Source organism: Catellatospora bangladeshensis (assembly GCF_016862575.1).
Taxonomy (GTDB): Bacteria; Actinomycetota; Actinomycetes; order Mycobacteriales; family Micromonosporaceae; genus Catellatospora; species Catellatospora bangladeshensis.
In genome coordinates, this window is the sequence record NZ_BONF01000005.1 from 263,367 (window position 1) to 289,983 (window position 26,617).

General features: G+C 72.9%; 26 protein-coding genes and 1 pseudogene. 10 read left to right on the top strand and 17 right to left on the bottom strand.

Annotation, left to right across the window (positions count from 1 at the left end; translation table 11 throughout):
- The first annotated feature begins 29 nt into the window (after window positions 1–29).
- Both Cba03nite_RS04095 and Cba03nite_RS04100 read left to right on the top strand, forming a co-directional pair.
- Window positions 30–1,055, top strand: coding sequence for a GNAT family N-acetyltransferase (locus tag Cba03nite_RS04095; protein ID WP_239125442.1), 1,026 nt, complete (start codon window positions 30–32; stop codon window positions 1,053–1,055).
- 4 nt (window positions 1,056–1,059) lie between these two features.
- A complete protein-coding gene (locus tag Cba03nite_RS04100) occupies window positions 1,060–1,278 on the top strand; it encodes an FmdB family zinc ribbon protein (RefSeq protein WP_203741905.1) in 219 nt (72 codons plus the stop codon).
- A 127-nt stretch (window positions 1,279–1,405) separates the two neighbouring features.
- Here the strand turns inward: Cba03nite_RS04100 and hemB are convergent, their stop codons facing one another.
- The 8 genes from hemB to Cba03nite_RS04140 form a co-directional block, all read right to left on the bottom strand.
- Entirely contained in the window at window positions 1,406–2,389 is a 984-nt protein-coding gene (gene hemB, locus Cba03nite_RS04105) for a porphobilinogen synthase (RefSeq protein WP_203741907.1), read from the bottom strand.
- 68 nt (window positions 2,390–2,457) lie between these two features.
- Window positions 2,458–4,038, bottom strand: coding sequence for a bifunctional uroporphyrinogen-III C-methyltransferase/uroporphyrinogen-III synthase (locus Cba03nite_RS04110; RefSeq protein WP_203741909.1), 1,581 nt, complete (start codon window positions 4,036–4,038; stop codon window positions 2,458–2,460).
- On the bottom strand, window positions 4,035–4,949 hold the full coding sequence (gene hemC, locus Cba03nite_RS04115) for a hydroxymethylbilane synthase (RefSeq protein WP_203741910.1): 915 nt from the start codon (window positions 4,947–4,949) through the stop codon (window positions 4,035–4,037). Before hemC ends, Cba03nite_RS04110 begins: the two co-directional genes overlap by 4 nt.
- The gene (locus tag Cba03nite_RS04120) at window positions 4,949–6,277 is read right to left on the bottom strand and encodes a glutamyl-tRNA reductase (RefSeq protein ID WP_203741912.1); all 1,329 of its coding nucleotides are present in this window, start codon (window positions 6,275–6,277) and stop codon (window positions 4,949–4,951) included. Before Cba03nite_RS04120 ends, hemC begins: the two co-directional genes overlap by 1 nt.
- The gene (locus Cba03nite_RS04125; protein ID WP_203741914.1) at window positions 6,274–7,143 is read right to left on the bottom strand and encodes a redox-sensing transcriptional repressor Rex; all 870 of its coding nucleotides are present in this window, start codon (window positions 7,141–7,143) and stop codon (window positions 6,274–6,276) included. The genes Cba03nite_RS04120 and Cba03nite_RS04125 overlap by 4 nt, the downstream gene beginning before the upstream one ends.
- A gap of 397 nt (window positions 7,144–7,540) precedes the next feature.
- Window positions 7,541–8,197 carry an HAD family hydrolase gene (locus Cba03nite_RS04130; RefSeq protein WP_203741921.1) on the bottom strand — a complete coding sequence of 219 codons (657 nt, stop codon included), beginning with the start codon at window positions 8,195–8,197 and terminating at the stop codon, window positions 7,541–7,543.
- Window positions 8,198–8,206: 9 nt separating this feature from the next.
- Complete coding sequence (locus Cba03nite_RS04135; RefSeq protein WP_203741923.1) at window positions 8,207–8,443, bottom strand: glutaredoxin family protein; 237 nt, start codon at window positions 8,441–8,443, stop codon at window positions 8,207–8,209.
- Between the two features lie 25 nt (window positions 8,444–8,468).
- On the bottom strand, window positions 8,469–9,977 hold the full coding sequence (locus tag Cba03nite_RS04140) for a class I adenylate-forming enzyme family protein (protein ID WP_203741925.1): 1,509 nt from the start codon (window positions 9,975–9,977) through the stop codon (window positions 8,469–8,471).
- A 442-nt stretch (window positions 9,978–10,419) separates the two neighbouring features.
- On the opposite strand from Cba03nite_RS04140, the gene Cba03nite_RS04145 reads away from it, so the two are divergent.
- The 4 genes and pseudogenes from Cba03nite_RS04145 (at window position 10,420) to Cba03nite_RS04160 (ending at window position 14,675) form a co-directional block, all read left to right on the top strand.
- Window positions 10,420–11,346: an ECF subfamily RNA polymerase sigma factor, BldN family gene (locus Cba03nite_RS04145; protein WP_203741927.1), complete on the top strand. Its 927-nt coding sequence runs from the start codon at window positions 10,420–10,422 to the stop codon at window positions 11,344–11,346.
- Between the two features lie 142 nt (window positions 11,347–11,488).
- A pseudogene (locus tag Cba03nite_RS04150) lies at window positions 11,489–12,325 on the top strand (DUF5667 domain-containing protein); the annotation flags it as partial.
- Window positions 12,326–12,687: 362 nt separating this feature from the next.
- Window positions 12,688–13,584 (top strand): HAD family hydrolase, encoded by an 897-nt coding sequence (locus tag Cba03nite_RS04155; protein ID WP_203741930.1) that lies wholly within the window; start codon window positions 12,688–12,690, stop codon window positions 13,582–13,584.
- Window positions 13,581–14,675 (top strand): TolB-like translocation protein, encoded by a 1,095-nt coding sequence (locus Cba03nite_RS04160; protein WP_203741932.1) that lies wholly within the window; start codon window positions 13,581–13,583, stop codon window positions 14,673–14,675. Before Cba03nite_RS04155 ends, Cba03nite_RS04160 begins: the two co-directional genes overlap by 4 nt.
- Before the next feature lie 3 nt (window positions 14,676–14,678).
- Here Cba03nite_RS04160 and Cba03nite_RS04165 read toward each other — a convergent pair whose 3' ends face one another.
- From Cba03nite_RS04165 to Cba03nite_RS04195, 7 genes are all read right to left on the bottom strand, one after another.
- On the bottom strand, window positions 14,679–16,133 hold the full coding sequence (locus Cba03nite_RS04165) for an AAA family ATPase (RefSeq protein WP_203741934.1): 1,455 nt from the start codon (window positions 16,131–16,133) through the stop codon (window positions 14,679–14,681).
- An 83-nt stretch (window positions 16,134–16,216) separates the two neighbouring features.
- Window positions 16,217–17,089, bottom strand: a complete 873-nt coding sequence (locus Cba03nite_RS04170; RefSeq protein WP_203741936.1) for a lysophospholipid acyltransferase family protein — start codon at window positions 17,087–17,089, stop codon at window positions 16,217–16,219.
- The gene (locus tag Cba03nite_RS04175; protein ID WP_203741938.1) at window positions 17,086–18,171 is read right to left on the bottom strand and encodes an NAD-dependent epimerase/dehydratase family protein; all 1,086 of its coding nucleotides are present in this window, start codon (window positions 18,169–18,171) and stop codon (window positions 17,086–17,088) included. The genes Cba03nite_RS04170 and Cba03nite_RS04175 overlap by 4 nt, the downstream gene beginning before the upstream one ends.
- A gap of 130 nt (window positions 18,172–18,301) precedes the next feature.
- Window positions 18,302–18,403, bottom strand: coding sequence for a 30S ribosomal protein bS22 (locus Cba03nite_RS04180; RefSeq protein ID WP_007465623.1), 102 nt, complete (start codon window positions 18,401–18,403; stop codon window positions 18,302–18,304).
- A 101-nt stretch (window positions 18,404–18,504) separates the two neighbouring features.
- Window positions 18,505–18,714 (bottom strand): helix-turn-helix domain-containing protein, encoded by a 210-nt coding sequence (locus Cba03nite_RS04185; protein ID WP_203741940.1) that lies wholly within the window; start codon window positions 18,712–18,714, stop codon window positions 18,505–18,507.
- Between the two features lie 92 nt (window positions 18,715–18,806).
- Window positions 18,807–20,711: a hypothetical protein gene (locus Cba03nite_RS04190; RefSeq protein WP_203741942.1), complete on the bottom strand. Its 1,905-nt coding sequence runs from the start codon at window positions 20,709–20,711 to the stop codon at window positions 18,807–18,809.
- 75 nt (window positions 20,712–20,786) lie between these two features.
- On the bottom strand, window positions 20,787–21,749 hold the full coding sequence (locus tag Cba03nite_RS04195; protein ID WP_203741944.1) for a proline dehydrogenase family protein: 963 nt from the start codon (window positions 21,747–21,749) through the stop codon (window positions 20,787–20,789).
- A 118-nt stretch (window positions 21,750–21,867) separates the two neighbouring features.
- Here Cba03nite_RS04195 and Cba03nite_RS04200 point away from each other — a divergent pair, with 118 nt between their 5' ends.
- Genes Cba03nite_RS04200 through Cba03nite_RS04210 form a run of 3 tightly spaced genes read left to right on the top strand, consistent with a single transcriptional unit; the run spans window position 21,868 to window position 23,892 of the window.
- Window positions 21,868–22,107, top strand: coding sequence for a hypothetical protein (locus Cba03nite_RS04200; RefSeq protein WP_203741946.1), 240 nt, complete (start codon window positions 21,868–21,870; stop codon window positions 22,105–22,107).
- Between the two features lie 6 nt (window positions 22,108–22,113).
- Window positions 22,114–23,280 (top strand): glutathionylspermidine synthase family protein, encoded by a 1,167-nt coding sequence (locus Cba03nite_RS04205; protein ID WP_203741948.1) that lies wholly within the window; start codon window positions 22,114–22,116, stop codon window positions 23,278–23,280.
- Between the two features lie 18 nt (window positions 23,281–23,298).
- The gene (locus Cba03nite_RS04210; protein ID WP_203741950.1) at window positions 23,299–23,892 is read left to right on the top strand and encodes a CGNR zinc finger domain-containing protein; all 594 of its coding nucleotides are present in this window, start codon (window positions 23,299–23,301) and stop codon (window positions 23,890–23,892) included.
- 68 nt (window positions 23,893–23,960) lie between these two features.
- On the opposite strand, the gene Cba03nite_RS04215 is transcribed toward Cba03nite_RS04210, so the two are convergent.
- Window positions 23,961–24,761, bottom strand: a complete 801-nt coding sequence (locus tag Cba03nite_RS04215) for a sugar phosphate isomerase/epimerase family protein (RefSeq protein ID WP_239125444.1) — start codon at window positions 24,759–24,761, stop codon at window positions 23,961–23,963.
- A gap of 20 nt (window positions 24,762–24,781) precedes the next feature.
- A complete protein-coding gene (locus tag Cba03nite_RS04220; protein ID WP_203741952.1) occupies window positions 24,782–25,708 on the bottom strand; it encodes a Ppx/GppA family phosphatase in 927 nt (308 codons plus the stop codon).
- Window positions 25,709–25,743: 35 nt separating this feature from the next.
- On the opposite strand from Cba03nite_RS04220, the gene Cba03nite_RS04225 reads away from it, so the two are divergent.
- A complete protein-coding gene (locus Cba03nite_RS04225) occupies window positions 25,744–26,601 on the top strand; it encodes a DUF3109 family protein (RefSeq protein ID WP_373315725.1) in 858 nt (285 codons plus the stop codon).
- Window positions 26,602–26,617: the final 16 nt, after the last annotated feature.

The following is a 26,617-nucleotide window of genomic DNA, read 5'->3' on the forward strand; positions in this document are numbered from 1 at the left end:
TTCGCGTTCCCAATGTGCAAGCTGGACAGGTGAAGGTGCGCGAATGGGATCCCCGTACCGCCGCCGCCACTGAGATCACCTCTCTGGTAGCCCTCCTCAACGAGGTGTCGGCGGTCGACCTACCTGATGATCCGCTGTGGCAAGACGGCATGATGCGCGACTACCTGGCGGTCACCATGCCCGGTGAACGCAAGCTGATGTGGCTGGTCGAGGAGCACGAGGGGGACGCCGCGCGGGGCGTGCCGCCGCTGGGCGCGGGCAGCATCCTCCTGCTCGGAGACATCGGCGTCGTCGAGATTCTGGTCCACCCCAAGGCGCGCCGCCAGAACATCGGCCGCGCCCTGCTCGTCGAGCAGGTCCGGACGGCCCTGCGGCACAACTTCACCACCCTGGGCGTGGAGGTGGCCGGCGGCACCGTCGCGGTCGACTTCTACACGTCGTACGGCTTCATGCTCGCCTTCACCGAGATCCGCAGCGTGCTGCGGCTGGACACGGTCGACTGGTTCACGCTCGGCGACCTCGCCGGCGGCGTGGGCGCCGGGTATCAGATCGAGTTCTACGCCGACGGGCCGCCCGAGCACCTGATCGCGCCGTACGCGGCGGCCAAGGCCGAGGTGCGCGAGAACTACGACCTCGGCGACCTGGAGCTGCGGCCCAGCTCGTACGAGCCGGAGCGGCTGCAGGCCAGCCTGCACACGCTGGCCGCGCGTGGGCTCAAGCTCTACGTGGTGGTCGCGGTCCAGGAGAAGACCGGCGAGGTGGCCGGCCTGACCGAGGTCGTCGTGCCCGCCCAGCGCCCCGGCCGCGCCGACCAGTACGACACCGTCGTCGTGCCCCGGCACCGCGGCTACGGCGTGGGCCGCGCCATCAAGGCGCGCATGCTGTTCGAGCTGCGCTCGGCCGAGCCGAAGCTCACCGAGGTGCAGACCTGGAACGCCGCCATCAATGAGCCGCTCATCAAGGTCAACCAGGAGCTGGGCTTCGTCGCCGATCGTCAATGGCTGGAGTACGAGGGCGACGTCCTGGAACTGGCCCACCGCCTGGGCATAAGCTGATCCGATGCCACGCTACGACTTCCGCTGCCGCGCCTGCGGCGACACGTTCGAGGTGAACCGGCCGATGGTGGCCGCGGGCGACCCCGCGCCCTGCCCGGCCGGTCACGACGACACCGTGAAGCTGCTGACCACCGTCGGCCTCGCCGGCCGCGCGGGCGCCGGCTCCCCCGCGCCTGCCCCGTCCGGCGGTGGCGGCTGCTGCGGCGGCGGCTGCTGCAGCTGACGCCGGAAGCGGCCGGCAGGCGCGAAGATCGCTGTCTCGTGTCAGAACCTGTGGTCAGACCCCAGCTTTGGACACGAAACTCCGATCATGACTGTCCGCCCCGAGACCCACGCCACCCGTGGGGCGGCTAGAACTCGGCGCGCAGGCGGCGGGCGGCGTCGACGGCCCAGTAGGTGAGGATCAGCTGCGCGCCCGCGCGGCGGATGGAGTACAGCGTCTCCATCATCACCCGGTCGCGGTCGAGCCAGCCATTGGCGGCCGCGGCCTCGACCATCGCGTACTCGCCGCTGACCTGGTACGCCGCGACGGGCACGTCGACCCGGTCGCGCACCGCGGAGATCACGTCGAGGTACGGCAGGCCCGGCTTCACCATCACCATGTCGGCGCCCTCGGCGACGTCCAGCTCGACCTCGCGCAGCGACTCGCGCAGGTTCGCCGGGTCCTGCTGGTAGCTGCGCCGGTCGCCCTCCAGCGACGACTCGACCGCGTCGCGGAACGGGCCGAAGAAGGCGGAGGCGTACTTCACGGCGTACGCCAGGATGCTCGTGTCGCGGAACCCGGCCTCGTCGAGGGCGCGGCGGACCACGGCGACCTGGCCGTCCATCATGCCGGACGGGCCGACCACGTGGACCCCGGCCGCGGCCTGGGCCACCGCCATCCGGGCGTACGCGGACAGCGTCGCGTCGTTGTCCACCGAGCCGTCGGGGCGCACCAGGCCGCAGTGCCCGTGCGAGGTGAACTCGTCCAGGCACAGGTCGCTCATCACCACGACGCTGTCGCCGACCTCGCTCACCACGTCCCGGATCGCGACGTTGAGGATGCCGGACGGGTCGATGCCGCCGGAGCCGACGGCGTCCTTCTCGGTCGGGATGCCGAACAGCATGACGCCGCCGACGCCCGCCTGGGCCGCCTCGGCGACGGCCTTGCGCAGCGACTCGCGGGAGTGCTGCACGATGCCGGGCATGGACTTCACCGGGCGCGGCTCGGTGATGCCCTCCTTCACGAACAGCGGCAGGATCAGCTCTGCCGGGTGCAGCCTGGTCTCGCTGACCATGCGCCGCATCGCCGCGGTGGTGCGCAGCCGGCGGGGCCGCACGTTCGGGAAGGACATCGGGCACTCCCTGGCTGTCGGTTTCGGCGCGTCCCCAGTGGTGATCGAGGACGCGCCGATCTCGTGACCTAGCGGAACCGCAGGGCGGTCGGGCCCTGCACCTTGGAGCCGCGGCGCTGCTTGGCGGGCATCGCGGCCAGCCGCTCGCGCAGCTCGACGGCGTACATGGCGAGCGCCTCGACCAGGTCGGGCACCGAGGCGTGCTCGGGCTGCACGTCGACGCGCAGGCCGAACTCGATCGCGGTCTCCGCCGTCTTCGGGCCGATCACCGACACGACCGTGCGCTGGTGCGGCTTGCCGGCGATGCCGACGAGGTTACGCACGGTCGAGCTGGACGTGAACAGGACCGCGTCGAACCCACCCGACTTGATGGCGTTGCGGATCTCCTCCGGCGGCGGCGCCGCGCGGACCGTCCGGTACGCCGTGACGTCGTCGACCTCCCAGCCGCGCTCGGTCAGCCCGGCGGCCAGCGTCTCGGTCGCGATGTCGGCGCGGGGCAGCAGCACCCGGCCCACCGGGTCGAAGATCTCGTCGTACGGCGCGAACTCGGCCAGCAGGCCCTCGCTGGTCTGGTCGCCGGCCGGGATCAGCTCCGGCTGGATGCCGAACGAGCGAACCGCCTCGGCCGTCGCCTCGCCGATGCAGGCGATCTTCACGCCGCCGAAGTGGCGCGCGTCGAGGCCGTGCTCGCCGAACTTCTCCCACACCGCACGCACCGCGTTGGCGCTGGTGAAGATGACCCACGCGTAGCGGCCGTCGACCAGGCCCTTGATCGCCCGCTCCATCTGGGCGGGGGTCCGGGGCGGCTCGACCGCGATCGTCGGCACCTCGCACGGGATCGCGCCGTACGCCCGCAGCCGCGCGCTCATCACGCCCGCCTGCTCCTTGGTGCGCGGGACCAGCACGCGCCAGCCGTACAGCGGCCGCCGCTCCCACCAGCCGAGCTTGTCTAGGTGGGCGACGCCCGAGCCGACCGTCACCACGACCCGGCCGCTGAAGCCGAGCGCCGCGGCGACGAAGCTGTCCACCGACGAGGTGGTCGTGTACTGCGTGTCGCCGGTGCCGTCGCCGGTGATGGCCACCTGGGCGGCGCCGTCGACGCCCGCGGCCAGCAGGCCGTCGCGCACCGAGGCGAGGTCGCCCGCGTCCACGGCCAGCGCGACCGAGCCGTGCCGCACCGCGGCGGCCAGCCCGTCGAAGTCGAGCGTGGTCACGTCGTCCACGTCGGCGGCGGTGCGCACGCCGGACAGCGGCACGCCCGCGTAGGTCGCGACACCGGCCGACTGCGGCACCCCGGGCACCACGGCGAAGCGCACGTTGGTCCGGGCCACCGCCTGGACCTCCTTGACCACGGCGTCGTGGCCGAACGGGTCGCCGGTCACCAGGTGCACCGCGTTGCGGCCCGAACGCGCCTCCGACAGCAGCACCTTCGCCACGTCGCCGGGCACACCCTCGGCGGGGCTGTATTCGGTCTGCTCGCCGGTCTCGGCCTTCAGCGTGTCCAGCAGCGCGTCGGGCACGCTGCGGTCGTACACGATGTGGTCGGCCTCGAGCAGCGTGTCGTACGCACGGCGGGTGAGCAGTCCGGGGTCGCCGGGTCCGGCCCCGACGAACGCGACGTGCCCGGCGGGCTTACGGGTGCGGGTCATTCTGCACTCCCAAGTACATTCTCGGCACCGTCTTCGAGCAGGTCGGCGGCGAGCGCGCGACCGATCTCCTCGGCGTCGGCGAGCGTTCCGGTGCGTGACAGCCGGAGGGCGAACCGCCCGTCCACGCTGATCACCGCACCGCGCAGGTAGATCTCGTCGTCTTCGGTCACTTCGGCCAGCGCGGCGACGGGTGCGCTGCACCCTGCCTCCAGCGTGGCCAGGAAAGCCCGCTCGGCGGTGACCGCCGCCCGGGTGGCCCGGTGGTCGAGCGCCGCCAGGGCCTCGACCAGGTCGGTATCTGCGGACCGGCACTCGACGGCCAGCGCACCCTGGGCGGGCGCAGGCAGCATCAGCATCGGGTCCAGGATCTCGGTGACCTCGCCCGCGCGGCCCAGCCGGGCCAGCCCGGCGCGGGCCAGCACGACCGCGTCCAGCTCGCCGTCGGCGACCTTGCGCAGGCGGGTGTCCACGTTGCCGCGGATGGGCACGGTGGTCACGGGCATGCCGAGCGCCGCGATCTGCGCGATGCGGCGCAGCGCCCCGGTGCCGATGACGGCGCCGGCGGGCAGCTCGGCCAGGGTCAGCCCGTCGCGGGCGACGAGCGCGTCGCGCGGGTCGGCCCGCTCCGGCACGGCCGCGATGGCCAGGCCGTCCGCGGGCGCGGTGGGCAGGTCCTTGTACGAGTGCACCGCGAAGTCGATCTCCTTCGCGAGCAGCGCGTCCCGCAGCGCGGACACGAACACGCCCACGCCGAGCTGCTGCACCGGCGCGGTGGACCGGTCCCCCGCGGTGGTGATCTCCACTAGCTCGACCGGCTGCCCGGTCACCTCGGTGACCAGGTCGGCCACGGTCTGGGACTGCGCCATGGCGAGGGCGCTGCCCCTGGTGCCGAGGCGGAGCTTGGTACCCATCAGGCACCCCCCTTCAGATCCGGCACGTCGGCGACGGTCGTGTGGTCCGGCGATCCGGGGATCACCGAAAGGTCGAACAGGTCACGCAGCAGGCGCGCGTACGCCTCACCACCGGGCTCGGCGGCGAGCTGGCGCACCCGCACGGTCGGCTGGTGCAGCAGCCGCTGCACGATCCGGTGCACGGTGTGCGCCACGTCGGCGCGCTGCTCGTCGGTGAGGTCGCTGCGGCGCTGGGCGAGCCGGCGCAGTTCCGCGCTGACCACGTCCTCGGCCCGCGCCCGCAGCGCGGCGACCGTCGGCGCCACCTCGGCGCCGCGCAGCCAGCTCGCATACGTCTCGACCTCGCCCGCGACGATCTCCTCCACCGCCGCGACCTCGCGGTCGGCGGCCGAGCGGCGGCAGACCGGAGCCCCGGCCGCGCCCGGATCGAGCACGGTGCCCAAGCGCGCGACGTCGACGAGCCGCACCCCGTCGAGAGCGGCGACCGCCGGCTCGACGTCGCGCGGCAGCGCCAGATCGATGATAGTCAGGATCTTGGGAGACCCGGCGCGCGCCGCTCCGACGTTCTCCACGGTGAGCACGTGCTCGGCCGACGCCGTCGCGGTGATCACCACGTCGGCCGTGGCCAGCAGCTCGGGCAGCCGGTCCATCGGGGCGGCGGCGCAGCCGTACGCGTCGGCCAGCCGCTGCGCCCGGTCCAGGCCGCGGTTGAGCACGGTGACCGTGCCCGCGCCGCGGCGGGTCAGCTCGGCGACGCTCAGCGCGCCCATCGCACCCGCGCCCACCACCAGCCAGTCGCCGTCGGCGGCGGTGACGGCGTGATCCAGCGCGGCGCTGACCATGCTGCGGGGGGCGTGGTCGATGCCGGTCTCGGCGTGCGCCCGCTTGCCCACCCGCAGCGCCTGCTGCAGCAGCTCATGCAGCACCTTGCCGGTCGCGTCGGCCTCGGTCGACTGCTGGTACGCCTCGCGGAGCTGGCCGAGGATCTGGGCCTCGCCGGCCACCATCGAGTCGAGCCCGGCCGCGACCCGGAACACGTGGCGCACGGCGTCCTGGCCGTGGTGCACGTAGAGGGTGTTCGCGAGCTGCTCGGCGGGCACGCCGGACAGCTCGGACAGCACCTCGCCGAGGCGGCTGAGACCGGCGTGGAACGCGGGGACCGCGGCGTAGACCTCCACCCGGTTGCAGGTGGAGACCACCACGGCCTCGGCCAGCTCGCCGCCGGACAGCAGTTTCGGCAGCGCCTGCGGGCCGTCGACCCGGGACAGCTGCTCCAGCAGCTCCACGGGCGCGGTCCGGTACGACGCGCCGACCACGATCAGGTTCACGCGGCCACCTCCCCCCGCGCGGCCACCGCCGTGCCGTTGACCTCCGCGATGACGCGGGCCACCCGTCCCCGCGACGTCGTGCCCTTGGCGCCGTTGCGCGCCTCGGCACCGTTCTGGTCGGCCCCGTTGCGGGCCCCTGAGCCGTTCTGGTCGGCCCCGTTACGGGCCGACTTGCGGTGCTCGTGGAACGAAAGGATCTGCAGCTCGACCGCCAGGTCGACCTTGCGGACGTCCACCTGCTCCGGCACGTTCAGCACGACCGGGGCGAAGTTCAGGATGCTGGTGACACCGGCCGCGACGAGCTGGTCGGCGACCGCCTGGGCGGCCCCGGCGGGCGTGGCGAGCACGGCGATGGAGATGCCCTCGGTCTTCACGACCTCGGGGATGTCGGCGACGTGCCGGACCGCGAGGCCGTTGATCAGCTCGCCGACCCGGCTGAGATCCGCGTCGAACAGCGCGGCGATACGGAAGCCGCGGCTGGCGAAGCCGGCGTACCCGGCCAGCGCGTGGCCGAGGTTACCGACGCCGACCAGGGCGACGGCGCGGCGCATGTTCAGGCCGAGGATGTACTCGATCTGGCCGACCAGGGGCTCGATGTCGTAGCCGACGCCGCGGGTGCCGTACGACCCGAGGTGAGAGAGGTCCTTGCGCAGCTTGGCCGAGTTCACCCCGGCGGCGCTGGCCAGCCCCTCACTGGACACCGTGTCGTGCCCGGTCTCGGCGAGGTGGTGCAGGGCACGCAGATACTCGGGCAGGCGGGCCACCGTCGCCTCGGGGAGGTCCGGGAAATCCGGGACCGCCGAGGGAGTGACCGCGCCGACACGGCCGGTGATCCCGGCTTCGTGACCGGTGCGCTGCTGACTCATGAGACTCCGTGCCGAACAAGGCTTAGACCCCCGATCACATGGCCGAACGGCTCTGTGCTAGCGGGGAACGTCGAGGTAACAGAGTAGGCGCTTGTGAAGGGGTGCACAAATCGCGATCTTGAAAGCGCGCCCATCCGGGATCACGAATCGGCCAGAATGCCCCCGCGGCATGTGTGCCCCCACTCTGGCCGAACCGCTCTCCACCCGTCACGGAGAGTCGCCGAAACGGCGGTTCGCCACGGGTATCCGGATGGGCGCTGCTCCGCGATTATGTCGCAACCATGACATCGACCCACAAAACACGCCCACCCGAATCACTGCATATACGGGTAAAAGCGGCAAATAGCCACCAAGCGCCCGCAGACATCGATCACCAGGTGGGGCGGCGAGATGAACGTCACGCCGCGAGAGCGACGGCCTCCAGCAGCGTGTCCGCCACCGGGACGCCGTACGCGCGCAGCCGGTCGGGGTCGGTGAAGCCGCCGGTGTAGAGCACGCAGCGGGCGCCGACCGACTTCGCCGCGTCGGCGTCGTCGATCGAGTCGCCGATCAGCACCACGTCCGCCCCGTCCAGGCGCATCTCGCCCAGGTGCCGCTTCAGGTGGCCGGCCTTGTGCGCCTGCTCACCGCCCAGCCGCTCGGGCAGGCCGTCGACCCGGATGAAATGCGAGGTGAGCTGGTAGCGGTGCACGGTCGGGATCAGCTCGCGGTGGAACCACATGGACAGCAGCGACTGCGTGCCGGTCCAGCCGCGCAGCGCATCGAGCGCGTCGGCGGCCAGCAGCAGGGACTCCAGGCCGGTCCGGTAGTTGTCGTGGAACACCCGGTCGAGGGCGGCGAACTCCATCTCGTCCACCGTCCGGCCCAGCACCGAGCCGTAGTACTCGCTGATGGGACGGCGGAAGTCGCGGCGGTGCTCGTCGGCGGTCACCGCGATGGACCGGCCCGGCGCGGCCGCGGCGAACGCCGCATTGGTGGACGACACGACCAGGTGCAGGTCGTCGATCAGGGTGCCGTTCCAGTCCCACACCAGGTGCTTCGTGCCGCGCTTCATCGTGCCAATTTACCGTGCGAGATCACGGCGCAGCCGCTCCTCCTCCACCCGCCAGTAGCCGTGTTCCCGACCATCGAGCATGACCACCGGGATGCGGTCGCCGTACTCGGCCTCCAGCTCCCGGTCGCCGGTGATGTCGATCTCCTCGTACGGCTCGCCGATGCGCTCGAGCGCCTCCACCGCCACCTCGCACAGGTGGCAGCCGGGCCGGGTGTAGAGAGTCAGCCTCGTCGTCACGGACGTCATTCTCGCAAGGAGCGGGGTCCGCGTGTCAGAGCATGCCCTTGCGGACCTTGCCGATCACCGAGTGGGGCAGGGTGTCGGCGAACTCGATCTCGCTCGGGCACTTGAACCGGGCCAGGTTGCGCGCGCAGTGCGCGGCCAGCTCGGCCGCCGTCACCTCGCTGCGCGGTGCGGGCACCACCACGGCGCGCACCTGCTGGCCGGTCATCGGGTGCGGCGCGCCGAGCACCGCGGCCTGCGCCACCGCCGGGTGCGCCAGCAGCACCTGCTCCACCTCGGCCGGGTACACATTGAACCCGCTGACCAGGATCAGCTCCCCGAGCCGGTCCACCAGGAACAGGTCGCCGTCGCCGTCGGCGTACGCCACGTCGCGGGTGGGCCACCAGCCCGCCGCGTCCGGGCCGTCCCGGCCGTCGGGCCAGTACCCGGCGAACACGTTCTCCCCGCGCACCACGATCTCGCCCGGGTCGGTGCCCGGCGAGTCCGGCACGCCGAGGTCGAGGTCGTCCTCGTCGTCGGCGGCGAGCGCCTCGCCCGCCCGCCACACGTCCTCACCCGCCCGGTTGACCAGGCGCAGCTCGACGCCGGGCAGCGCGCGGCCGATCGAGCCGGGCTTGACCGCGGGCGCGGCGATGGTCGAGGTGAGCACCGGGGCGGTCTCGGTCAGGCCGTACCCGATCTGCACGGTGTGCCCGGTCAGCTCGGTGAAGCGGGCGGCGGCCGCCGGCTCCAGCGCGGCCGCGCCGCACACCGCGAGCCGCACCGACCCCAGCCGCTCGCCGATGTCGGGCAGCGCGCTCCAGGCCAGGAACATGGGCGGCACGCCGACCAGCACGGTGATCCGGTGCTCGGCGATCAGCGCGGCGGTCCCGGCCGCGTCGAAGTCGGCCACCAGCACGCCGCACGCGCCGTGGAAGAGCACCTCGCCGAGGCCGGTGTTGAGGCCGTACGCGTGGAACAGCGGGATGGCCAGCAGCACCACGTCGCCGGGGCCGAGCGGCGGCGGCTCGACCGCGGCCAGCTGGCGGTGGTTGGCCAGCAGCGCCCGATGCGGCAGCATCGCGCCCTTGGGCGCGCCCTCGGTGCCCGAGGTGTAGAGCAGCAGGGCGAGTCCCTCCCCCGCCTCCTCGGCGGGCGGCTCGCCCTCGGCCGACGGCAGCCGGTCCAGCCCCTGCGGCACCGCGCCGGCCAGGCCCGCCCGCAGCGCCTCCGGCGCCACCAGCAGCTCGGCGCCGCTGTCGGCGAGCACGTGGCGCAGCTCGCGCGGGGTGAGGCCGGGGTTGCACGGCACCGCGACGTGCCCGGCGCGCAGCACCGCCAGCAGGGTGACCGCGAAGTCGAGGTCGTTGCGCAGCGCGATCGCGACACGCGCGGGATGCCCGGCGGAAGCGGGCAGGCCGAGCGCGCGCAGGCCGCGGGCGGCGGCGTCGACCCGGGCGTCCCACTGCGCCCAGGTCAGCGTCTCCTCGCCCGCGCGCAGCGCGATGCGGTCCGGCCGTGCGGCGGCATGGTTTCGCAGCAGTGTGGCGAGGTTCACGGGGGCTGAGTTTTCCACAGCGGACGGCCCCCGCCTATCCCCGTCGTTTCACATCCGCGACACCGGGCCGTGACAGCAGGTTCACCCGGCCGGGTGAGGTGCACCCCCGTCATTGGCACAGACCTGACACACGCAGCGGGGCAGGGCGCACACGTTGTGCGACGACACCTGCGGGTGAGCGGACAACATTTCGGTCCGGCGTGCAACTGACTCCACACCGCTGGGTGAGCTGTGGCCCTATCATCCTCAGGGTCGGTTCACCCCTTTTGCCATGAGTCGACACCCCTCAGCCAGAGGAGGCCTTTGTGCCGTTTATCGCACCGAACGAGTACGTAACGGGTGTTGTGCGGCTTATGGTGGAGACTGCCCGGTATGACGGTGGTCGCACGCGCCCGCCGCACAGCCGGAGCGGATCGGTCTGGGGGCATGCGGAGGTGGCGGGATGAGTTCTCTGTTGTTCGGCGATGAGCTGGTCACCAGCGAAGTGGCGGCGGCCCGCCGGGCCCTGGTCGACGGCCTGAGCCTGCTCCGCACTTCGCTCAACGAGATGCTGGCCACGGCGGTACGTGGCGACGGCGGCACCCAGCGGATCCGCACCCGGCAGGGCAACGACGCCGCGGTCCGGCACCAGCCCCCCGGCACCAAGCCGGTCGGCGGCCGGGTCAACGGCACCCGCAGCGGCATGCCCACCCAGGTGAGCGGAGCCACCGCGGCCGACGGGGACACCCAGGTGCTGCCCGCGGTCGAGGAGGGCGGCGCCGGCACCGGCGGCACCGGCTACCCCGACCGGCCCGATCCCAGCGACGCCGCCCACGAGGTGTGGACGCTGGTCGAGCGGGCCCAGCAGGGCGACGCCGAGGCGTTCGGGCTCATCTACGACCGGTACGTCGACACGGTGTTCCGGTTCATCTACTTCCGGGTCGGCAACCGGCCGCTGGCCGAGGACCTGACCTCGGACACCTTCCTGCGCGCGCTCAAGCGCATCAGCAGCTTCACCTGGCAGGGGCGCGACCTGGGCGCGTGGCTGGTCACCATCGCCCGCAACCTGGTCGCCGACCACTTCAAGTCCGGCCGCTACCGGCTGGAGGTCACCACCGGCGACGTGCTCGACGCCGACCGCGAGGACCGGGGCCCCGAGGGCAGCCCGGAGACCGCCGTCGTCGACCACATCACCAACGTCGCCCTGCTGACCGCGGTCAAGCAGCTCAACCCCGAGCAGCAGGAGTGCATCGTGCTGCGCTTCCTGCAGGGCTTCTCCGTCGCGGAGACGGCCCAGGCGATGGGCAAGAACGAAGGCGCCATCAAGGCCCTGCAGTACCGCGCCGTGCGCGCGCTCGCCCGCCTGCTCCCCGAGGGGTTCCAGCCGTGAACGTGATTCATGTCACTCGGAGCGGTCACAGGCTTCGAGCAGCCGTAACTGATCGTGCCCTGGTCCCGTTTGACCGGGTGCGAGCGGCAATCTCGACGCTCGCCTCAGCAAACACCGCGATCAGCGAAGGGGGGTGCCCGCGGTGAACACGTCCCTGTTCGATCGCCGGCGCGCCGAGCGCTTCGCCCAGCTACTCGACGAGGCCAACGGTGGCCGCCGTCACCACACCCGGTCCCGGGTCGACGACCAGCTCACCGAGCTGGTCGTGGTCGGGCAGCAGTTGCGCACCGTGACGCTGCCCGGCGTGCCCGAGGCCGCGTTCAAACGGGATCTGCGTGCACAGCTGATCGCCACCGCGGAACGCGACGGCATCGGCGTCACCGCCCGACCGGAGGCCGGCGACCGCGGCAACGCGGCGTGGTCGGCCCGCACCTCAGGGCGGGCCCGCGCCCGGGGTGCGATCGTGGTCGGCATCGCCGCCGGCACGCTGGCGCTGTCCGGCGTGTCGGTGGCGAGCGGTGAGGCGATCCCCGGCGACGCCCTCTACGGCGTCAAGCGGCAGACCGAGAAGGCGCAGCTGGCGCTGGCCGGCTCGGACCTGTCCCGGGGCCGGCTCTACCTGGAGTTCGCCCGGACCCGGCTCAACGAGGCGCACGCCGTGCGCACCGACGCCGGCGGGTTCGCCGCGGCGCTGACGGACATGGACAGCGACACCACCCAGGGCGTACGGATGCTCGTCACCGCCGCCATGGCGCGGCGGGACACCTCCGCCCTGGACGCGGTCGACCGGTTCGTCGCCGACCAGCGCATGCTCGTCGGGCAGCTGCTCGACGGCGGCACCACGGACCGGGACAAGGTCACCGGCTCGCTGGCGCTGCTGGACCGGATCGAGAAGCGCTCCGCCGCCGCCCGCACCGCGCTGGCCTGCGGCGCCGGCACCAACGGCAGCGACAAGCTCGGTGCCGTGCCGGGAGCCTGCGCCAACGCGGTGTCGTCCCAGCCGAACCGGCCCGAGCAGCAGCGCGAGCCGCAGCCGAGCAAGGAGAGCGGCAAGCCCGAGGCCAACGGCGGCCCGAGCGCCCCGGCCGCCTCCGCGGCGCCCAGCGCGTCCGCCTCCCCGGCTCCGGCACCCGACGGCCAGCCCGAGCAGACGCAGGACGAGGGCCTGCTCGACGAGCTGGGCCGGATCCTCGGCGGCCTGCTCGGCTAGCGGAAACGCACGTTCGGATCAGGGGCGCGGCACCGATGAGGTGCCGCGCCCCTACTGCGTGTAGCGGCCTCCGGCGCATACGCTCTAGCCGTCACGTGGCACGAAGGACGCCGTCCGCAGAAGGAGGGGCCATGGCACACCGTCGCAGTCCCGCGCCGACCGCCGCTATCGCGAGCGAGGCGGGTCCCGCGGTGCCCGCGCCCGTGTCCGCGCCGATATCCGTGCCCGGCACCACGCCGGTCACCGCGCCCGACCGCACCGCGGCCGCCTTCTTCGACGTGGACAACACGATGATGCAAGGCGCCTCGCTGTACTACTTCGCCCGCGGCCTGGCCTCCCGCCGCTACTTCACCACGATCGACCTGGCCCGGTTCGCCATCAGCCAGGCCCGCTTCCGGCTGCTGGCGGCCGAGCACTCCGGCGACATCTCGCAGGCCCGTGAGGCCGCGCTCGCCTTCATCCAGGGCTGGCAGGTGGACGACGTGCAGCGGCTCAGCGAGGAGATCTTCGACGAGCTGATGGCCGACCGCATCTGGTCCGGCACCCGGGCCCTGGCCGACCAGCACCTCGCCGCCGGGCAGCGGGTGTGGCTGGTCACCGCCGCCCCCGTCGAGCTGGGCCGGGTCATCGCGTCCCGGCTGGGCCTGACCGGGGCGCTGGGCACCGTCGCCGAGATCCGCGACGGGGCGTACACCGGCCGCCTGGTCGGCGAGATGATGCACGGCCCGGCGAAGGCGCACGCGATCGAGGCGCTCGCCGCCGCCGAGGGGCTGGACCTGGCCCGCTGCACCGCGTACAGCGACTCGATCAACGACGTGCCGATGCTGACGACGGTCGGCACCGCGGTCGCCGTAAACCCGGACGGGGCGCTGCGCCGCATGGCCCGTACGCAGGGCTGGGACATCCGCGACTTCCGGCACGGCCGCAAGGCCGCCAAGGTCGCCGTGCCGGTCGCGCTCGGCGCGGGCGTGCTGGCGGGCGCGGTCGCCGGTGGCATGGCGCTGTCCCGCCGCCGTAAGAAGCTGTGACCGCCACCGCGGACCGGCCGCCGCTTACCCGCGTCGTCTCGCTGGTCGCGGCGCTCGGCGCGAGCGCGGCGATGCTCGCCCTGGACCCCCGGCAGCCGCCGCCCCCACGCCGCACCGGCGAGGTGCCGCTGTCGGTCGCGTACGCCGGTGCGCACGTGCTCGACACGCCGGGGACGCTGCCGGACGGTGCCGCGTACACCCCGCTGTTCTTCCTGGACGCGGGACGCTCGGTCGGCACGGCGGCCAGCCCCGGCGGGGCCGACGTGCGCCTGCTGCTGCGCTCCGGGGACGGCCTGCGCGAGCTGCGCCGGCTGCCGCGGGACCAGGCGGGCGAGTTCGCCGGATTCGCGAGCGACGGAGCCGAGCTGGTCTGGGTCGAGCTGACCAGCGATCCCGACGGCGCCGGGCGCAGCCGCATCTGGGCGGCCCGGCTGGACGGCGGCCCGGCGCGGGTGGTCACCGAGGACACCGGTGCGGTGATGCTGTTCGACAAGCAGGGCGACCTGGCCCTGCACGACGGCCGGGTGAGCTGGATGGCCGACAGCGGCCGCGAGGGCTACTCCGCGCTGCGCACCGTGCCGCTGGCCGGTGGCACCCCCGAGGTCCGGGAACTGGCCGGCGGGTACGCCATCAGCGCCTGGCCGTGGCTGGTCAGCGAATCGGCCGCCGACGCGGGCGAGGTGACCGCGACCAACATCGACTCCGGCCGCCGCTTCACCGTCGGCGTACGCCCCAACGAGCTGCTGACCTGCTCCCCGTCCTGGTGCCGGTCGATCGTGATCGGCAGCACGGAGGCGTCCACGGTCATCGAGCTGACCCGCCCGGAGGGCGCGGAACGGGTCCGCACCGTCAGCGGCGCGGTCGCCTCGGCCGTGGCCGACGTCGCGCTGCTGGACCGGTTCGAGATCTACACCCGCTCCAGCCCGGTGGTGACCGGCAGCCGCCTGCTGCTCTACGACCTGAGCACCCGCGAGCTGGTCCAGGTCAGCGACAACGCGGGTCGGGTGGTCGCCCGCGGCGGCGTGCTGTGGTGGTCCACCGGCGACAACGAGACCCTCGTCTGGCACGCGCTCGACCTGCGCGGACTCTGATCGCTACCGCAGGCCGTAGAGCGTGGCCAGGTCGACGAGCACGACCTCGCCACGGTCCGCCGCGGAGCGCAGCTCCGGGGTGAAGCCCGCGCCGCTGTAGCAGGCCAGCCTGGTGGCCGCCGTGTCGTAGCGGCCACCAGCGACGATCAGGTCGCGGATGCGCCGCAGCCGGGTCAGGTGCGGCACGCCCATCACCTCGTTCCATTTCGCCTCGCCGACGGACAGCAGCGGCGGCTTCTGCGCACCGTCGGACACCCCGACGACCGCCACGTCCACCTCGTGCGCCGCCTTCGCGGCGGCGTCGTTGACCACTCCCGTGCCGACCCGGGCGGGCAGGCCGCCCAGCAGCTCGGCATCGTCGTGGTACAGCGCCCACTCGCGGCAGACCTGCTCGAAGCGGGGTCCGATCACGTTGCTTTCGAAGCGCCGTTTCGCCTGCTGCCAGACGCGGGTCGCGCTGCCCGGCCGCTCCAGCTGGCTCCAGACCGGGCGCATCACCGCGCCGTAGAAGCTGATCAGCGGTTCGGCGATGCGGTAGCTGCTGCGGTTGTCCCGGAAGGCGTCCGCGTCGCGGGCCATCAGGCCGGCGTCCTCCAGCACGTCCAGCGGATGAGCCACGTCCGCCGCCTTCCGGCCCAGGAAGCTGGCGATGCCGCCGCGGGTGGCGTTGCCTTCGGCGACCGCGGCGAGCACGGAGTGGTAGAGGGCGGTGTCCCGCAGGTCGGGCTCCTCGGCGAGCAGGTAGCGCGCCTCGCGGAACAGCGGGCTCTCCGGGTTCAGCACGGTGCGCGTCACCCAGGCGTCGAAATCGCCGGCGTCGGCGGGCGAGTCGTTGCGGGCCAGTTCACGCCGGTAGGCGGGGGTGCCACCGACGACCGCGTTGACCATGAGGGCCAGCCGGGGGTCGCTCAAGCCCCAGAACTCGGCGGCCAGCCGGTGGTCGAGGGTGCGCACCACCATCTCCAGTCCCGCCCGGCCGCGCAGCGGCGCGTTGCCCGCGAGCAGGCCGCCCATGAACGACATCGCCGAGCCGCAGAGCAGCAGCCGGGTGCGGGACTCGACCCGTTCCGTGCGCAGCGGCCCGTATGCCGCCTGGATGATCGACGGCAGGGAGGGGTTCGCCTTGGCCAGGTAAGGGAATTCGTCCAGCACCACCGGCACCGGCCGCTCCCGACCGAGGGCCAGCAGCGCGTCCACCGCTTCGTACCACGAGGTCAGCCGGATCGGCGTGGCCGGACGGGTGTATTCGGTGAGCGCCTCGCCCAGCCGGTGCAGCGAGTCGGCGTCGGTCGCCTCGGTCGCCCCGAAGAAGAAGCCCCCTGCTGCCCGGCAGGCCGCGTCCAGCAGGAAGGTCTTGCCCTGGCGGCGTCGGCCGGACACCACGCCGAGGGTCGCTCCGGCCTGCTCGTCGAGGATGAAGCGGCTCAGCGCGGCCCATTCGTGAGCCCGATCGAACATCGCCGGCGGCCTGGACAGCATCCGCGCCCTCCTGGATTTGTGGGACCACAGTTATGGTAACTGTACTCCCACAAACCTCGGCATCACTCGCCGAAGGGGTCGGGGCGCAGCTCCAGGGTCTCGCGGAGCATCGTCTGGATGGTCTCGCGGACCTGGTCGGCGAGGTTGAAGACGACCGCGGGATCGTCGGCCGCGTCGGCGTACGGCTCCGTGTCGATGGGCTCGCCGAATCGGATCAGCCACTTGCTCGGCAGCGGGACCAGCCCCAGTGGCCCGAGCCACGGGAACGTCGGGGTCACCGGGAAGTACGGCGCGCCGATCAGCCGGGCCAGCGGCTTGATGTTGCCGAGCAGCGGGTAGATCTCCTCGGCCCCGACGATGGCCACCGGCACGATGGGCCGGCCGGTGCGCAGCGCCGCCGAGACGAACCCGCCCCGGCCGAAGCGCTGCAGCTGGTATCGGTCGGCGAAGCGCTTGCCGACGCCCTTGAACCCCTCCGGGAAGACGCCGACCAGCTCCTCCTGCAGCAGCAGGCGCTCCACGTCGGGGTTGCAGGCCAGCGTCGCGCCCGACTTGCGGGCCAGCTCCGACACGAACGGCATGCGGAACACGAAGTCCGCGCCGAGCAGCCGCAGGTGCCGGTGCGCCGGGTGCTCGTCGTGGCAGGCGACCGAGAGCATCAGCGCGTCCAGCGCGATGGTGCCCGAATGGTTGCCGACGACCAGCGCCCCGCCCTCGGCGGGCAGGTTCTTGACGTCGATCACCTCGGTGCGGAACCAGCGGTGGTAGAGCTGGCGCAGCAGCGGCTGGAACACCTGGTCGGTCAGCTCAGGGTCGAAGCCGAACTCGTCGATCTCGTACTGCCCGGACAGACGGCGGCGCAGGAAGGCCAGCCCGGCGGCGACCCGCTCGTCGAACTCGTCGTCGATCTCGGGCGCGATCTCGGGCCTGGTCACCTGGCAGCCCCTCTCCGTTCGCGTACCGTCCGGATCATGTCGAGCAGCCGCTGCTCGGCGGCGGCCACCCGGGCCGGGGTGATGACCGCGCCGGGCTCCTGGGCCCGGACGAAGTCGTCGAAGGCGGCGGCGGTCGAGCGGGGCGTGAAGCCATACTGCCGGACCAGCCGGGCGGTGTCGACCACCCGTCCGTGCACGAACAGGTCCACCTGGTCCAGGCTCAGCCCGGCGACGCCGCGGCGGAAGGAGGCGGCGGCGTGCATGGCCGGCTCGGGCACCGGCAGCTCCAGCCGCCCGGACCGGCGCACCGCCTGCGAGAGCGTGAGCGTGCCCCGCCCGGCCACGTTGAACGTGCCCTGGTGGTCCTCCAGCACCGAGCGGCGCAGGATCTCCAGCGCGTCGTCGACGTGGATGAACTGCAGCCGCGGATCGCGCCCCAGCACGGTCGGCACCATGGGCCGGGCCAGGAACTTCAGCAGCGCGGTGTCGGCCTGCGGCCCGATGAACGGGGCGAAGCGCAGCACCGTGGTGACCACGCCGGGACGGCGGCGGCGGAAGCCGCGCACGTACGACTCGATGTCGAGGATGTCCCGGCCGTAGCCGCCGCGCGGCACGTCCCGGGGCTCGGTGTCCTCGGTGAACACGGCCGGATCGCGGAACGACACCCCGTACGCCGCGGTGGACGAGCGCACCACCAGCCGGCGCAGCGACGGCATCTGCTGGCAGGCGGCCAGCAGCTGGAGCGTGCCGATGACGTTCTGGTCCTTCATCGCCGCGCGCCCGCCCGCGGCCGGGTCGGGCGAGGACATGATGGCCAGGTGCACCAGCGCCTCGGCGCCCGTGCCGATCAGCGAGGCGGCGCCCTCGGTCAGATCGACCTTGCGCAGGGTGATGCCGCTGAGCAGCGGCGCCAGCTCGGCGGGCGGATCCGTGCGGTCGACGCCGATCACCCGCTGAACCCGGGGGTCGGCGGCGATGCGGGCGGCGACGGTCGCGCCGAGGAACCGGCTGACGCCGGTGACGATGACGACCCGGGGTGCGCGTGCGCGGTCACCGGCAGAGCCGGCGGCTGCCGCGGTCATGACGCGCCTCCCCGGGGCGGCGAAGAATGGTCGAGAGGCACCGCGGACCCGGCGGGCATCACACCCGCCGTAGGGTCCCACAGTTCCACGCCCAGGTGTCCGGCTAGCTCACGGCACCCGGGCGCGTGCCTCACTTGCCGAGACGGCGACGCTGGACGCGGGTCTTGCGCAGCAGCTTGCGGTGCTTCTTCTTCGCCATGCGCTTGCGGCGCTTCTTGACCACGGAGCCCATACGGCATCCCCTCGAAGTTGACGGTGGTGGAACCCGTTCAGGGTAGCCGAGCAGCCGTGGGCGCACTGCCAGGGGTCACCGTCCTAGTGAGGCGGGCCGCCTCACTGCTCCGAGAAGGCCCCGCGCAGGTACTCCTGAACGGCCTGCTCAGGGACCCGGAACGACCGCCCGACCCGTACCGCCGAGAGCTCCCCGGAGTGCACGAGACGGTAGACGGTCATCTTCGAGACCCGCATGAGCGTCGCCACCTCGGCGACGGTGAGAAACCTGACCTCCGCCAGCCGGGCGTCCGGCCGTGCTGATCCGATCATGAGCAGCCCCACCTCCCTATGCGACGGGCGGGTTCCTGTGTATTGAGTACGTTACCGGGACGGTTGTGACCGATGCGAGGCTTTCGCCAAGATCAGGCCGCGGTACGCCGGATGAACGCGGCGCAGTCGCGCTCCAGCGCCGCCCACGCCACTCCGAAGACCTGCGGCGCGACCTCCGTCACGGCCTTGCCGTCGTGGACCACCCGGTGGAAGAAGTCGACGAGCTTCGCCTCGCCGAACCGGTCCGCCAGGTAGCGCACGGTGAGGCCGCTGACGCCGTAGCGCGCGACCACCTGCCACGCGGGGGCGTCCCGCGGCGGCAGCGCGCTCTCCACGTCGCCGTCCCACTGCTTCATCAGCCGCCGGATGTCGGTCAGCCGGAGGTAGTCCTTGACCGGACGGCCGTTCAGGCCCGCATACTCGGCCAGTCCCTCCTGCAGCCACCACAGTTCGTCGTCGTCGTCGTCGCCCAGCCCGGCCAGCGACGCGGCGTGGGCGAGTTCGTGGCGCAGCACCCCACCTGCCGTGCTCGGCCCGCTGTCCCGCTCGTTGAGCACGATCTCCCAGCGGTCGGGGCCCACCCGCACCGCTCCGCCGCTGACGTGCCGGCCCGGCTTCCAGGAGAACCAGGTCCCCCAGGCCCCGTCCCCGGCGTGGTAGACGACGTAACGCGGGGGCAGCTTCCCGGGCCGGGCGAGCCGGTCGGCGACCTTGGCCGCCTTCTCCGCCTCGGTCAGCAGCCGGGCGAGCCGATCCTCGTGCTCCGGCGTGGTCGCGACGACGGTCCGCGGGCCTGCCACCGCGACCAGTTCGGCCACCTGCCACGGATGCGGCGACGGCTGCACCTGCACCGGCGCCCACTCGCGCAGCAGCGCGCGGCCGTCCGCGATCCGCCACCGGGTGGCCGCCCGCGCCGGTGCCGACGAGCAGATCGGGGTGACGAAGCACGGGGTGCTGCGCAGCTCGGTGATCCAGACCTGGCCGTCGGGCGCGGGCAGCGGGTGGGTCGGCTCCTCGGTCCAGGCCGCGACCTGCATCGCCCGCAGCGACCGGAACTGCCGCCGCAGCCCGTCGCGCACCTTCACCTCGGCCGCCGGGTCCACCACGGCGAGGTAACCCTGCTCGTCCCCCGACAGCAGCGCCTTCTGCTGCGCGACCAGCGCCGCGCCGATCCGGTCCTTGATCCACGCCTGCCGGTCCGCCAGCGACGCGCCGAACCCGGGGCTCGGCACGGAGCCTTCCGGGGCGGGCCCGCCGCCGGTGACCCGGTCCCGCAGCCACGGGAAGACCAGCACCGCCGCGCCGCCCGCCGCCAGGCAGGCCACCACCAGCAGCACCGCGAGCAGCACGATGAGCCGCCCCCAGCGCCGCCGCGGCGGCGGCGCGACCACCGGCCACGACGGGACCTGCGGCGGGTAGCCGGGCACCCCGGAGACGGACGGGTGCGCACCCGTGCCGTGCGGCTGCACGACAGGCCACGCCCCGCTGCCGTGCTGCGGCCGCACCACGGGCCACGCCCCGCTGCCGTGCTGCGGCGGTGGCGGCTGCGCCGCTGGCCAGGCGCCGCTGTCATGCTGAGGCTGCACCACCGGCCACGCGCCACTGCCCGTGGGTGGCTGCACCACCGGCCACGCGCCACTGCTGTGCTGCAGCTGAGGGGACGGGTTGCTCCCCGTACCCGGCGCGGGCGGTGCGGCGGCGGGCGGCACGGTCGTGGGCAGCACGGTCGTGACGTCCGGTGCCGCCGGGTCGGCGGGCAGCGGCGCGACCGTGATCGGTGCGGTCGGCGGCTCGTCGGGTGGGGGCGGGGCCGACTGGGCAGCCATGATCACCGCGGACGGGGTCGGGTCCTCGTGGTCCAGCGGCAGATGGTCGTCGGGCAGCCCCGCGCCGCCTTCGGCCCACGGATCGACCGGGCCGGTCCCCGTGTCCTCGAACGGCTGCCAGCCTGCGGGCAGGGCCGGGCCGGCGGCGTCGTTCGCGTCCTCGGGGTGCACGGACGAGGACGCTACCAACGTGCGGCACCGCGCGACAGCCCCGCGCGCCGCAACCCGCCGGACCTGCTAACGGGGCTACTTCTTCGAGACCAGGGCGCGGGCGAAGAAGGTCAGGTTGGCCGGGCGCTCGGCGAGCCGGCGCATCAGGTAGCCGTACCACTCGGTGCCGTAGGGCACGTACACCCGCACGGTGTGCCCGGCACGGGCGAGGCGGGCCTGCTCGTCGGGGCGGATGCCGTACAGCATCTGGAACTCGAACTCGGCCGGGGAGCGGTCGAACCACTTGGCCCGGTCCTGCGCGATCGCGATCAGGCGGGGGTCGTGGGTGGCCAGCATCGGGTAGCCCTCGCCCGCCATGAGGATGTTCATGCAGCGCACGTAGGACTTGTCGACCTCCAGCGGGGCCTGGTACGCGACGTGCTCGGGCTCCTTGTACGCGCCCTTGCACAGCCGCACCCGCGATCCGGCGGTGGCCAGCTCCCGGCAGTCGCTCTCGGTGCGGCGCAGGTACGCCTGCAGCACCGCGCCGGTGCCGGGGTGGTCGCGGCGCAGCCGGGCCAGGATGTCCAGCGTCGAGTCGGTGGTGGTGTGGTCCTCCATGTCGAGGGTGACCGTGGTGCCGATCGCCGCGGCGGCCTCGCAGATCTCGCGGGCGTTCTTCTCGGCGAGCTGCTCGTCGAAGGCCTGGCCGAGCGCGGACAGCTTCAGGCTCACCTCGGCGGTGGCGACGGTCACCTCGCCCGTCTGCTCGCCGGGCACGGCGCGGCCGGTCAGCCCGGCCCGGCCCAGCTCGGCCAGCAGCTCCAGGTACGCCTCCTTGGTGGCGTTGGCCTGGTCCGCGGTGAGCGTGTCCTCGCCCAGGTTGTCCAGCGTGATGGTGAGTCCGGCGTCCGCGAGCTGCCGGGTCGCGGCGAGCGCGTCCGCGGTGCCGGTGCCCGCGACGAAGCGCCTGACGACGTCGCGGCTGATCGGTGCGGTCTCGACGAGGTGTTCCACCTTCTGGGACCGGGCGGCGGCGAGGATCACGGAGCGAAGCATGAGGGCAGCGTAACGCGCGTGTGCCGGGCCCCTCCGGGGACACCGGTTCTTGTATACAAGAGCACTGTTCGATGTCTCGACTGTCCGGTAGTTGTCCGCGTCGGCTACAACATTCCACGTGACCGACAAGAACCCGCTCCGCTCCCCCGCTGTGATCATCGGCGGCGTGGTCGTGCTGGTCGCCGCCCTCGCCTGTGCCATGGACGATGACGACGACTGCGACAGCCAGCCCGCGCCGCGCCAGACCGTGTTCGCCGCCGGCAACTCGGGCATCCGTCTGGCCGAGCCGCCGGCCTCCGCCGAGCCGCTGCCCGCCTCCGGCGGCTTCGGCACGCACCTGGCCTCCTGCGGAGGCTGAGCACCGGTGCGGCGTCATCAGATCGAACCCCGCCCGGACTGGCGTGAGACGGTCCGGGCCCAGGGCATGCTCTACTCCGACACCAAGCTCGACGACGGCGCGACCACGCCGTACTGGGACGAGTCGGCCTGCTACTCGTTCACGCTGGACGAGGTGCTGCGGCTGGAGGAGGCGACCGAGGAGCTGCACCGGATGTGCCTGGCCGCGGCCGCGCACGTGGTGGAGCGGGGACGCTTCGCCGAGTTCGGCATCCCGGAGTGGGCTCGGGCCGAGGTGAGCCGGGTGTGGCGGGAGCAGCCGCCGACCCTCTACGGCCGGTTCGATCTCTGGTACGACGGCAGCGGCCCGCCCAAGATGCTGGAGTACAACGCCGACACCCCGACCTCGCTGATCGAGGCGTCGATCATCCAGTGGTTCTGGCTCACCGACACCCGGCCGGGCCTGGACCAGTGGAACAGCATGCACGAGCGCCTGATCGAGGGCTGGCGCGGGCTCGCGCCGCGGTTCGCCGAGGGTCCGGTGTACTTCGCCTGGTCGAACCTGGAGGAGACGTTCGAGGACCTGATGACCGTCGGCTACCTGGCCGACACGGCGCACCAGGCCGGCCTCGACGTGCGGGTCACCCCGATGCTCGACATCGCGTGGGACGGGCGCCGCTTCCGCGACAGCGCGGGCGACCCGATCAACACGATCTTCAAGCTGTACCCCTGGGAGTGGATGGTCGCCGAGCCCTACGGGCGGCTCGCGCTGGACCCGGGCACCCCGACCACCTGGATCGAGCCCGCCTGGAAGCTGCTGCTGTCGAACAAGGCGCTGCTGGCCGTGCTGTGGGAGCTCTACCCCGGCCACGAGCTGCTGCTGCCGGCGTACCTGGACGGCCCCCGGGACATGACCGAGTACGTGGCCAAGGCGCTGCTCGGCCGCGAGGGCGCCAATGTGCGGATCGTCACTGCGCAGGGCGAACAGTTCACCGACGGTATCTACGGCGAGGGCGGGCACTGCTTCCAGGAATTCCGTGCCCTGCCGTCGTTTGACGGCAACCACGTGGTCCTCGGGTCCTGGATGATCGACGGCGAGGCGGCGGGCCTGGGGCTACGCGAGAGCACCAAGCTCATCACGGACGGTCACGCGCGCTTCATCCCCCACTATGTTGACACCCCACGCACGCCGTAGTTGCACTACCTTTGTCGGGTGAACTTCGATGCGTACGCCCGAACGGCTGTTGATCTTGTCAACGCGCCGCTGGACGACCTGAGCCAGCTCCGCGCTGTCCTGCCGGGGCCGGACTGGATGTGCGAGGACGCCACCGAACGCGACCTGCAGGTGTTCCGCAAGGCCCAGCGTCGGCTGCGCGAGGTGTTCGAGCACGGCGCGAACGGCCGCGAACGTGAGGCCGTCAACGAGCTCAACTCGCTGCTCGAAGCACATCCGGTGCACCCCCGCATCTCCGGCCACGAGTCCGGGAACTGGCACATCCACGTCACCAGCCGGGGCTCGGCGGTCAGCGCCGAATACCTGGCCGGCGCCGTCTGGGGCCTGTCGGTGTGGCTGTGCGAGTACGGCAGCGCCCGCTTCGGCGTCTGCGCCGACGACCGCTGCGGCAACGTCTACCTGGACACCTCGTCGAACAACTGCCGCCGCTTCTGCTCGGAGCGGTGCGCCACCCGTTCCCACGTGGCGGCACACCGCGCCCGCAAGAAGGCCGCCATCTCCGAGCACGGTCCCGCCGCGGCCCGGCTCAAGCCCGAGGTCCCCCAGCAGGCCAGCCTGACCCCGGTCGGCTGACCTCACTCCTTCCATGACCGAAGCTCCCGCCCGGCAGGGCGGGAGCTTCGCTCGTCGAGGGGCGCCGGTCAGGCGCGGGCCGCGCTCGGCGCGGACAGGTGCGTACGGGCGAACTCCAGCGCCTCGGCGAGGTCGGCCTCGCGGGCGGCCCGGCTGCCCGCCTTGCGGGTGGCCACCTCCATCGCCACCGAGCCGGTGAACCCGCGCTCGGCCAGCGACTCCAGCAGCCGGGCGCACGGCTGGGTGCCCCGGCCGGGCACCAGGTGCTCGTCCCGGCCCTCGCCGGTGCCGTCGCCCAGGTGGATGTGGGCCAGGCCCTCGCCCATCGCGTCGGCCATCTCCAGCGCGTCGGAGCGCGAGGCCGCGCAGTGCGACAGGTCCAGCGTGTAGGAGTCGTAGCCGGTCTCGGTCGGGTCCCAGCCCGGGTGGTACGGCACCACCTGGCGCTTGCCCATGCGCACCGGGTACATGTTCTCCACCGCGATGCGCACCCCGGTGTGCCGGTGCGCCAGCTTCGACACGGTGTCGGTGAAGCCGCGCGCGTAGTCGCGCTGCCAGCTGAACGGCGGGTGCACCACCACGGTCGGCGCGCTCAGCGTGTCAGCCAGGATCACCGCGCGGCGCAGCCGCTCCTTCGGGTCCGGGCTCCAGACCCGCTGGGTGACCAGCAGACACGGCGCGTGGATCGACAGCACCGGGATGCCGTAGTGGCGGGACAGCCCGCGCAGCGCGCCCGCGTCCTGGCTGACCGCGTCGGTCCACACCATGACCTCGACACCGTCGTAGCCCAGCGACGCCGCGAGCTCGAAGGCGGCGGCGGTGGGCTCGGGGAACACGGACGAACTGGAAAGAAGCACCGGCACGGACACGCGTTCCAGGGTAGCCCCGGTCAGCCCGTAGTCAGCTGATCCAGGCGGGTGAGGATGACACCTTCCCGCAGCGCCCACGGACAGATCCGCAGCTCGTCGACCCCCAATCGCCGCATTGCGGCCTCCGCCACAACCGCCCCGGCGAGCAGCTGATGGGCCCGGCTCGCGCTCACACCGTCCAGTTCGGCCAGCGCCGCCGACGGGATGCGCTGGATGAAGCCGCGCACCTGGTGCAGCCCGCGCCGGGTGAGCGCGCGCGGCGCCCACAGCCCGTCGCCGCTGGGCGCGGCGCCGGCCAGCCGGGCCAGCGAACGGAACGTCTTCGAGGTCGCCGCCGCGAACTCGCAGCCCCTCAGCTCGTCCAGCTCGCGGTGCATCAGCTGCTCGTCCACGTAGGACTCCAGCGCGGCCAGCTCGGCGGCGCCGGGCGGGTCCGCGGCCAGCCAGCGCCGGGTCAGCCGCCCGGCGCCCAGCGGCAGCGACACCGCCACCGTCGGCGACTCGTCGATGCCCGCGGCCAGCTCCAGCGAGCCGCCGCCGATGTCCAGCACCATCAGCCGCCCCGCCGACCAGCCGAACCAGCGGCGCACCGCGAGGAAGGTCATCCGGGCCTCGTCCTCGCCGGAGAGCACCTTCAGGTCGACGCCGGTCTCCTCGTACACCCGGCGCAGCACCTGGGCCGAGTTGGTCGCGTCGCGGACCGCCGAGGTCGCGAACGCCATCAGCTCCTCCGCGCCCAGCTCCTCGGCCGCGGCCTTGGCCTGCGCGCACGCCTTCACCAGCGCGTCGGCCCCGGCGACGGTCAGCTCCCCGGCGCCGCCGAGCTGCTCGGCCAGGCGCAGCCGCTCCTTCAGCGAGCGGGCCGGCCAGGGGTGCGCACCGCGGTGCGCGTCCACCACGAGGAGGTGAACTGTATTGGATCCGACATCGAGGACACCGAGCCGCATGCGCCTACGTTATCGGTGCCCGCCAGCGCCGTAGGCTGGGACTCGTGGAGCACGAGGGAGAGACTTCGCTGGACTTCCCGCGGGAGTGGCTGGAGTTCGCCGACCCGGCGGACCCGAACCATCTGATCCGCGCCGACCTGACCTGGCTGCTGTCCCGCTGGACGTGCGTGTTCGGCAGCGCCTGCCGGGGCATCATCGCCGGCCGGGAACAGGAGGGATGCTGCTCGCACGGCGCGTTCTTCACCGACGCCGACGACGTCAAGCGGGTCAAGGCCGCGGTCAAGCGCCTGGACAAGGCGCATTGGCAGCACCACGTACGCGGCTTCGACAAGTGGACCGAGCTGGACGAGCTGCACGACGAGAAGCCCGCCCGGCGCACCGCCACGCAGAAGGGCCCCGACGGCGAGGAGGGCCCGTGCGTGTTCCTCAACGACGGGGGCTTCCCGGGTGGGGGCGGTTGCGCGCTGCACGCCCAGGCGCTGCGCGACGGGGTGCACCCGCTGGAGTACAAGCCCGACGTGTGCTGGCAGCTGCCGATCCGCCGCGACCAGCAGTGGACCAAGCGCCCGGACGACACCAAGGTGCTGGTCTCCGCGATCGGCGAGTTCGACCGGCGCGGCTGGGGTGCGGGCGGCCACGACCTGCACTGGTGGTGCACCTCGTCGCCGGACGCGCACACCGGCGCCGAGGCGATGTACGTCAGCTACGCCCCGGAGCTGACCGCGCTGATCGGCGAGCAGGCGTACGCGAAGCTCGCCGAGCTGTGCGCCGAGCGGGAGAAGCGCGGCCTGATCGCCGAGCACCCGGCCACCGTCGCCGCCCGCGAACGCACCACGCTGAAGCTGCTTGCCCCGCGGGATAACCTCGAATCATCCCGCGCCGAGCGGGCCTGAGCAGAACCCGCAGGAG

Excerpts from the sequence above, each read along its gene's own strand:
- Cba03nite_RS04135 (WP_203741923.1), bottom strand. The coding sequence starts at position 8,443 with ATGACGTCCGTGACGACGAGGCTGACTCTCTACACCCGGCCCGGCTGC.
- Cba03nite_RS04180 (WP_007465623.1), bottom strand. The coding sequence starts at position 18,403 with ATGGGCTCCGTGGTCAAGAAGCGCCGCAAGCGCATGGCGAAGAAGAAG.
- hemC (WP_203741910.1), bottom strand. The coding sequence starts at position 4,949 with ATGGGTACCAAGCTCCGCCTCGGCACCAGGGGCAGCGCCCTCGCCATG.
- Cba03nite_RS04145 (WP_203741927.1), top strand. The coding sequence starts at position 10,420 with ATGAGTTCTCTGTTGTTCGGCGATGAGCTGGTCACCAGCGAAGTGGCG.
- Cba03nite_RS04195 (WP_203741944.1), bottom strand. The coding sequence starts at position 21,749 with ATGCTTCGCTCCGTGATCCTCGCCGCCGCCCGGTCCCAGAAGGTGGAA.
- Cba03nite_RS04165 (WP_203741934.1), bottom strand. The coding sequence starts at position 16,133 with ATGTTCGATCGGGCTCACGAATGGGCCGCGCTGAGCCGCTTCATCCTC.
- Cba03nite_RS04175 (WP_203741938.1), bottom strand. The coding sequence starts at position 18,171 with ATGACCGCGGCAGCCGCCGGCTCTGCCGGTGACCGCGCACGCGCACCC.
- hemB (WP_203741907.1), bottom strand. The coding sequence starts at position 2,389 with ATGTCCTTCCCGAACGTGCGGCCCCGCCGGCTGCGCACCACCGCGGCG.
- Cba03nite_RS04100 (WP_203741905.1), top strand. The coding sequence starts at position 1,060 with ATGCCACGCTACGACTTCCGCTGCCGCGCCTGCGGCGACACGTTCGAG.
- Cba03nite_RS04110 (WP_203741909.1), bottom strand. The coding sequence starts at position 4,038 with ATGACCCGCACCCGTAAGCCCGCCGGGCACGTCGCGTTCGTCGGGGCC.
- Cba03nite_RS04155 (WP_203741930.1), top strand. The coding sequence starts at position 12,688 with ATGGCACACCGTCGCAGTCCCGCGCCGACCGCCGCTATCGCGAGCGAG.
- Cba03nite_RS04220 (WP_203741952.1), bottom strand. The coding sequence starts at position 25,708 with ATGCGGCTCGGTGTCCTCGATGTCGGATCCAATACAGTTCACCTCCTC.
- Cba03nite_RS04125 (WP_203741914.1), bottom strand. The coding sequence starts at position 7,143 with ATGAGTCAGCAGCGCACCGGTCACGAAGCCGGGATCACCGGCCGTGTC.
- Cba03nite_RS04130 (WP_203741921.1), bottom strand. The coding sequence starts at position 8,197 with ATGAAGCGCGGCACGAAGCACCTGGTGTGGGACTGGAACGGCACCCTG.
- Cba03nite_RS04185 (WP_203741940.1), bottom strand. The coding sequence starts at position 18,714 with ATGATCGGATCAGCACGGCCGGACGCCCGGCTGGCGGAGGTCAGGTTT.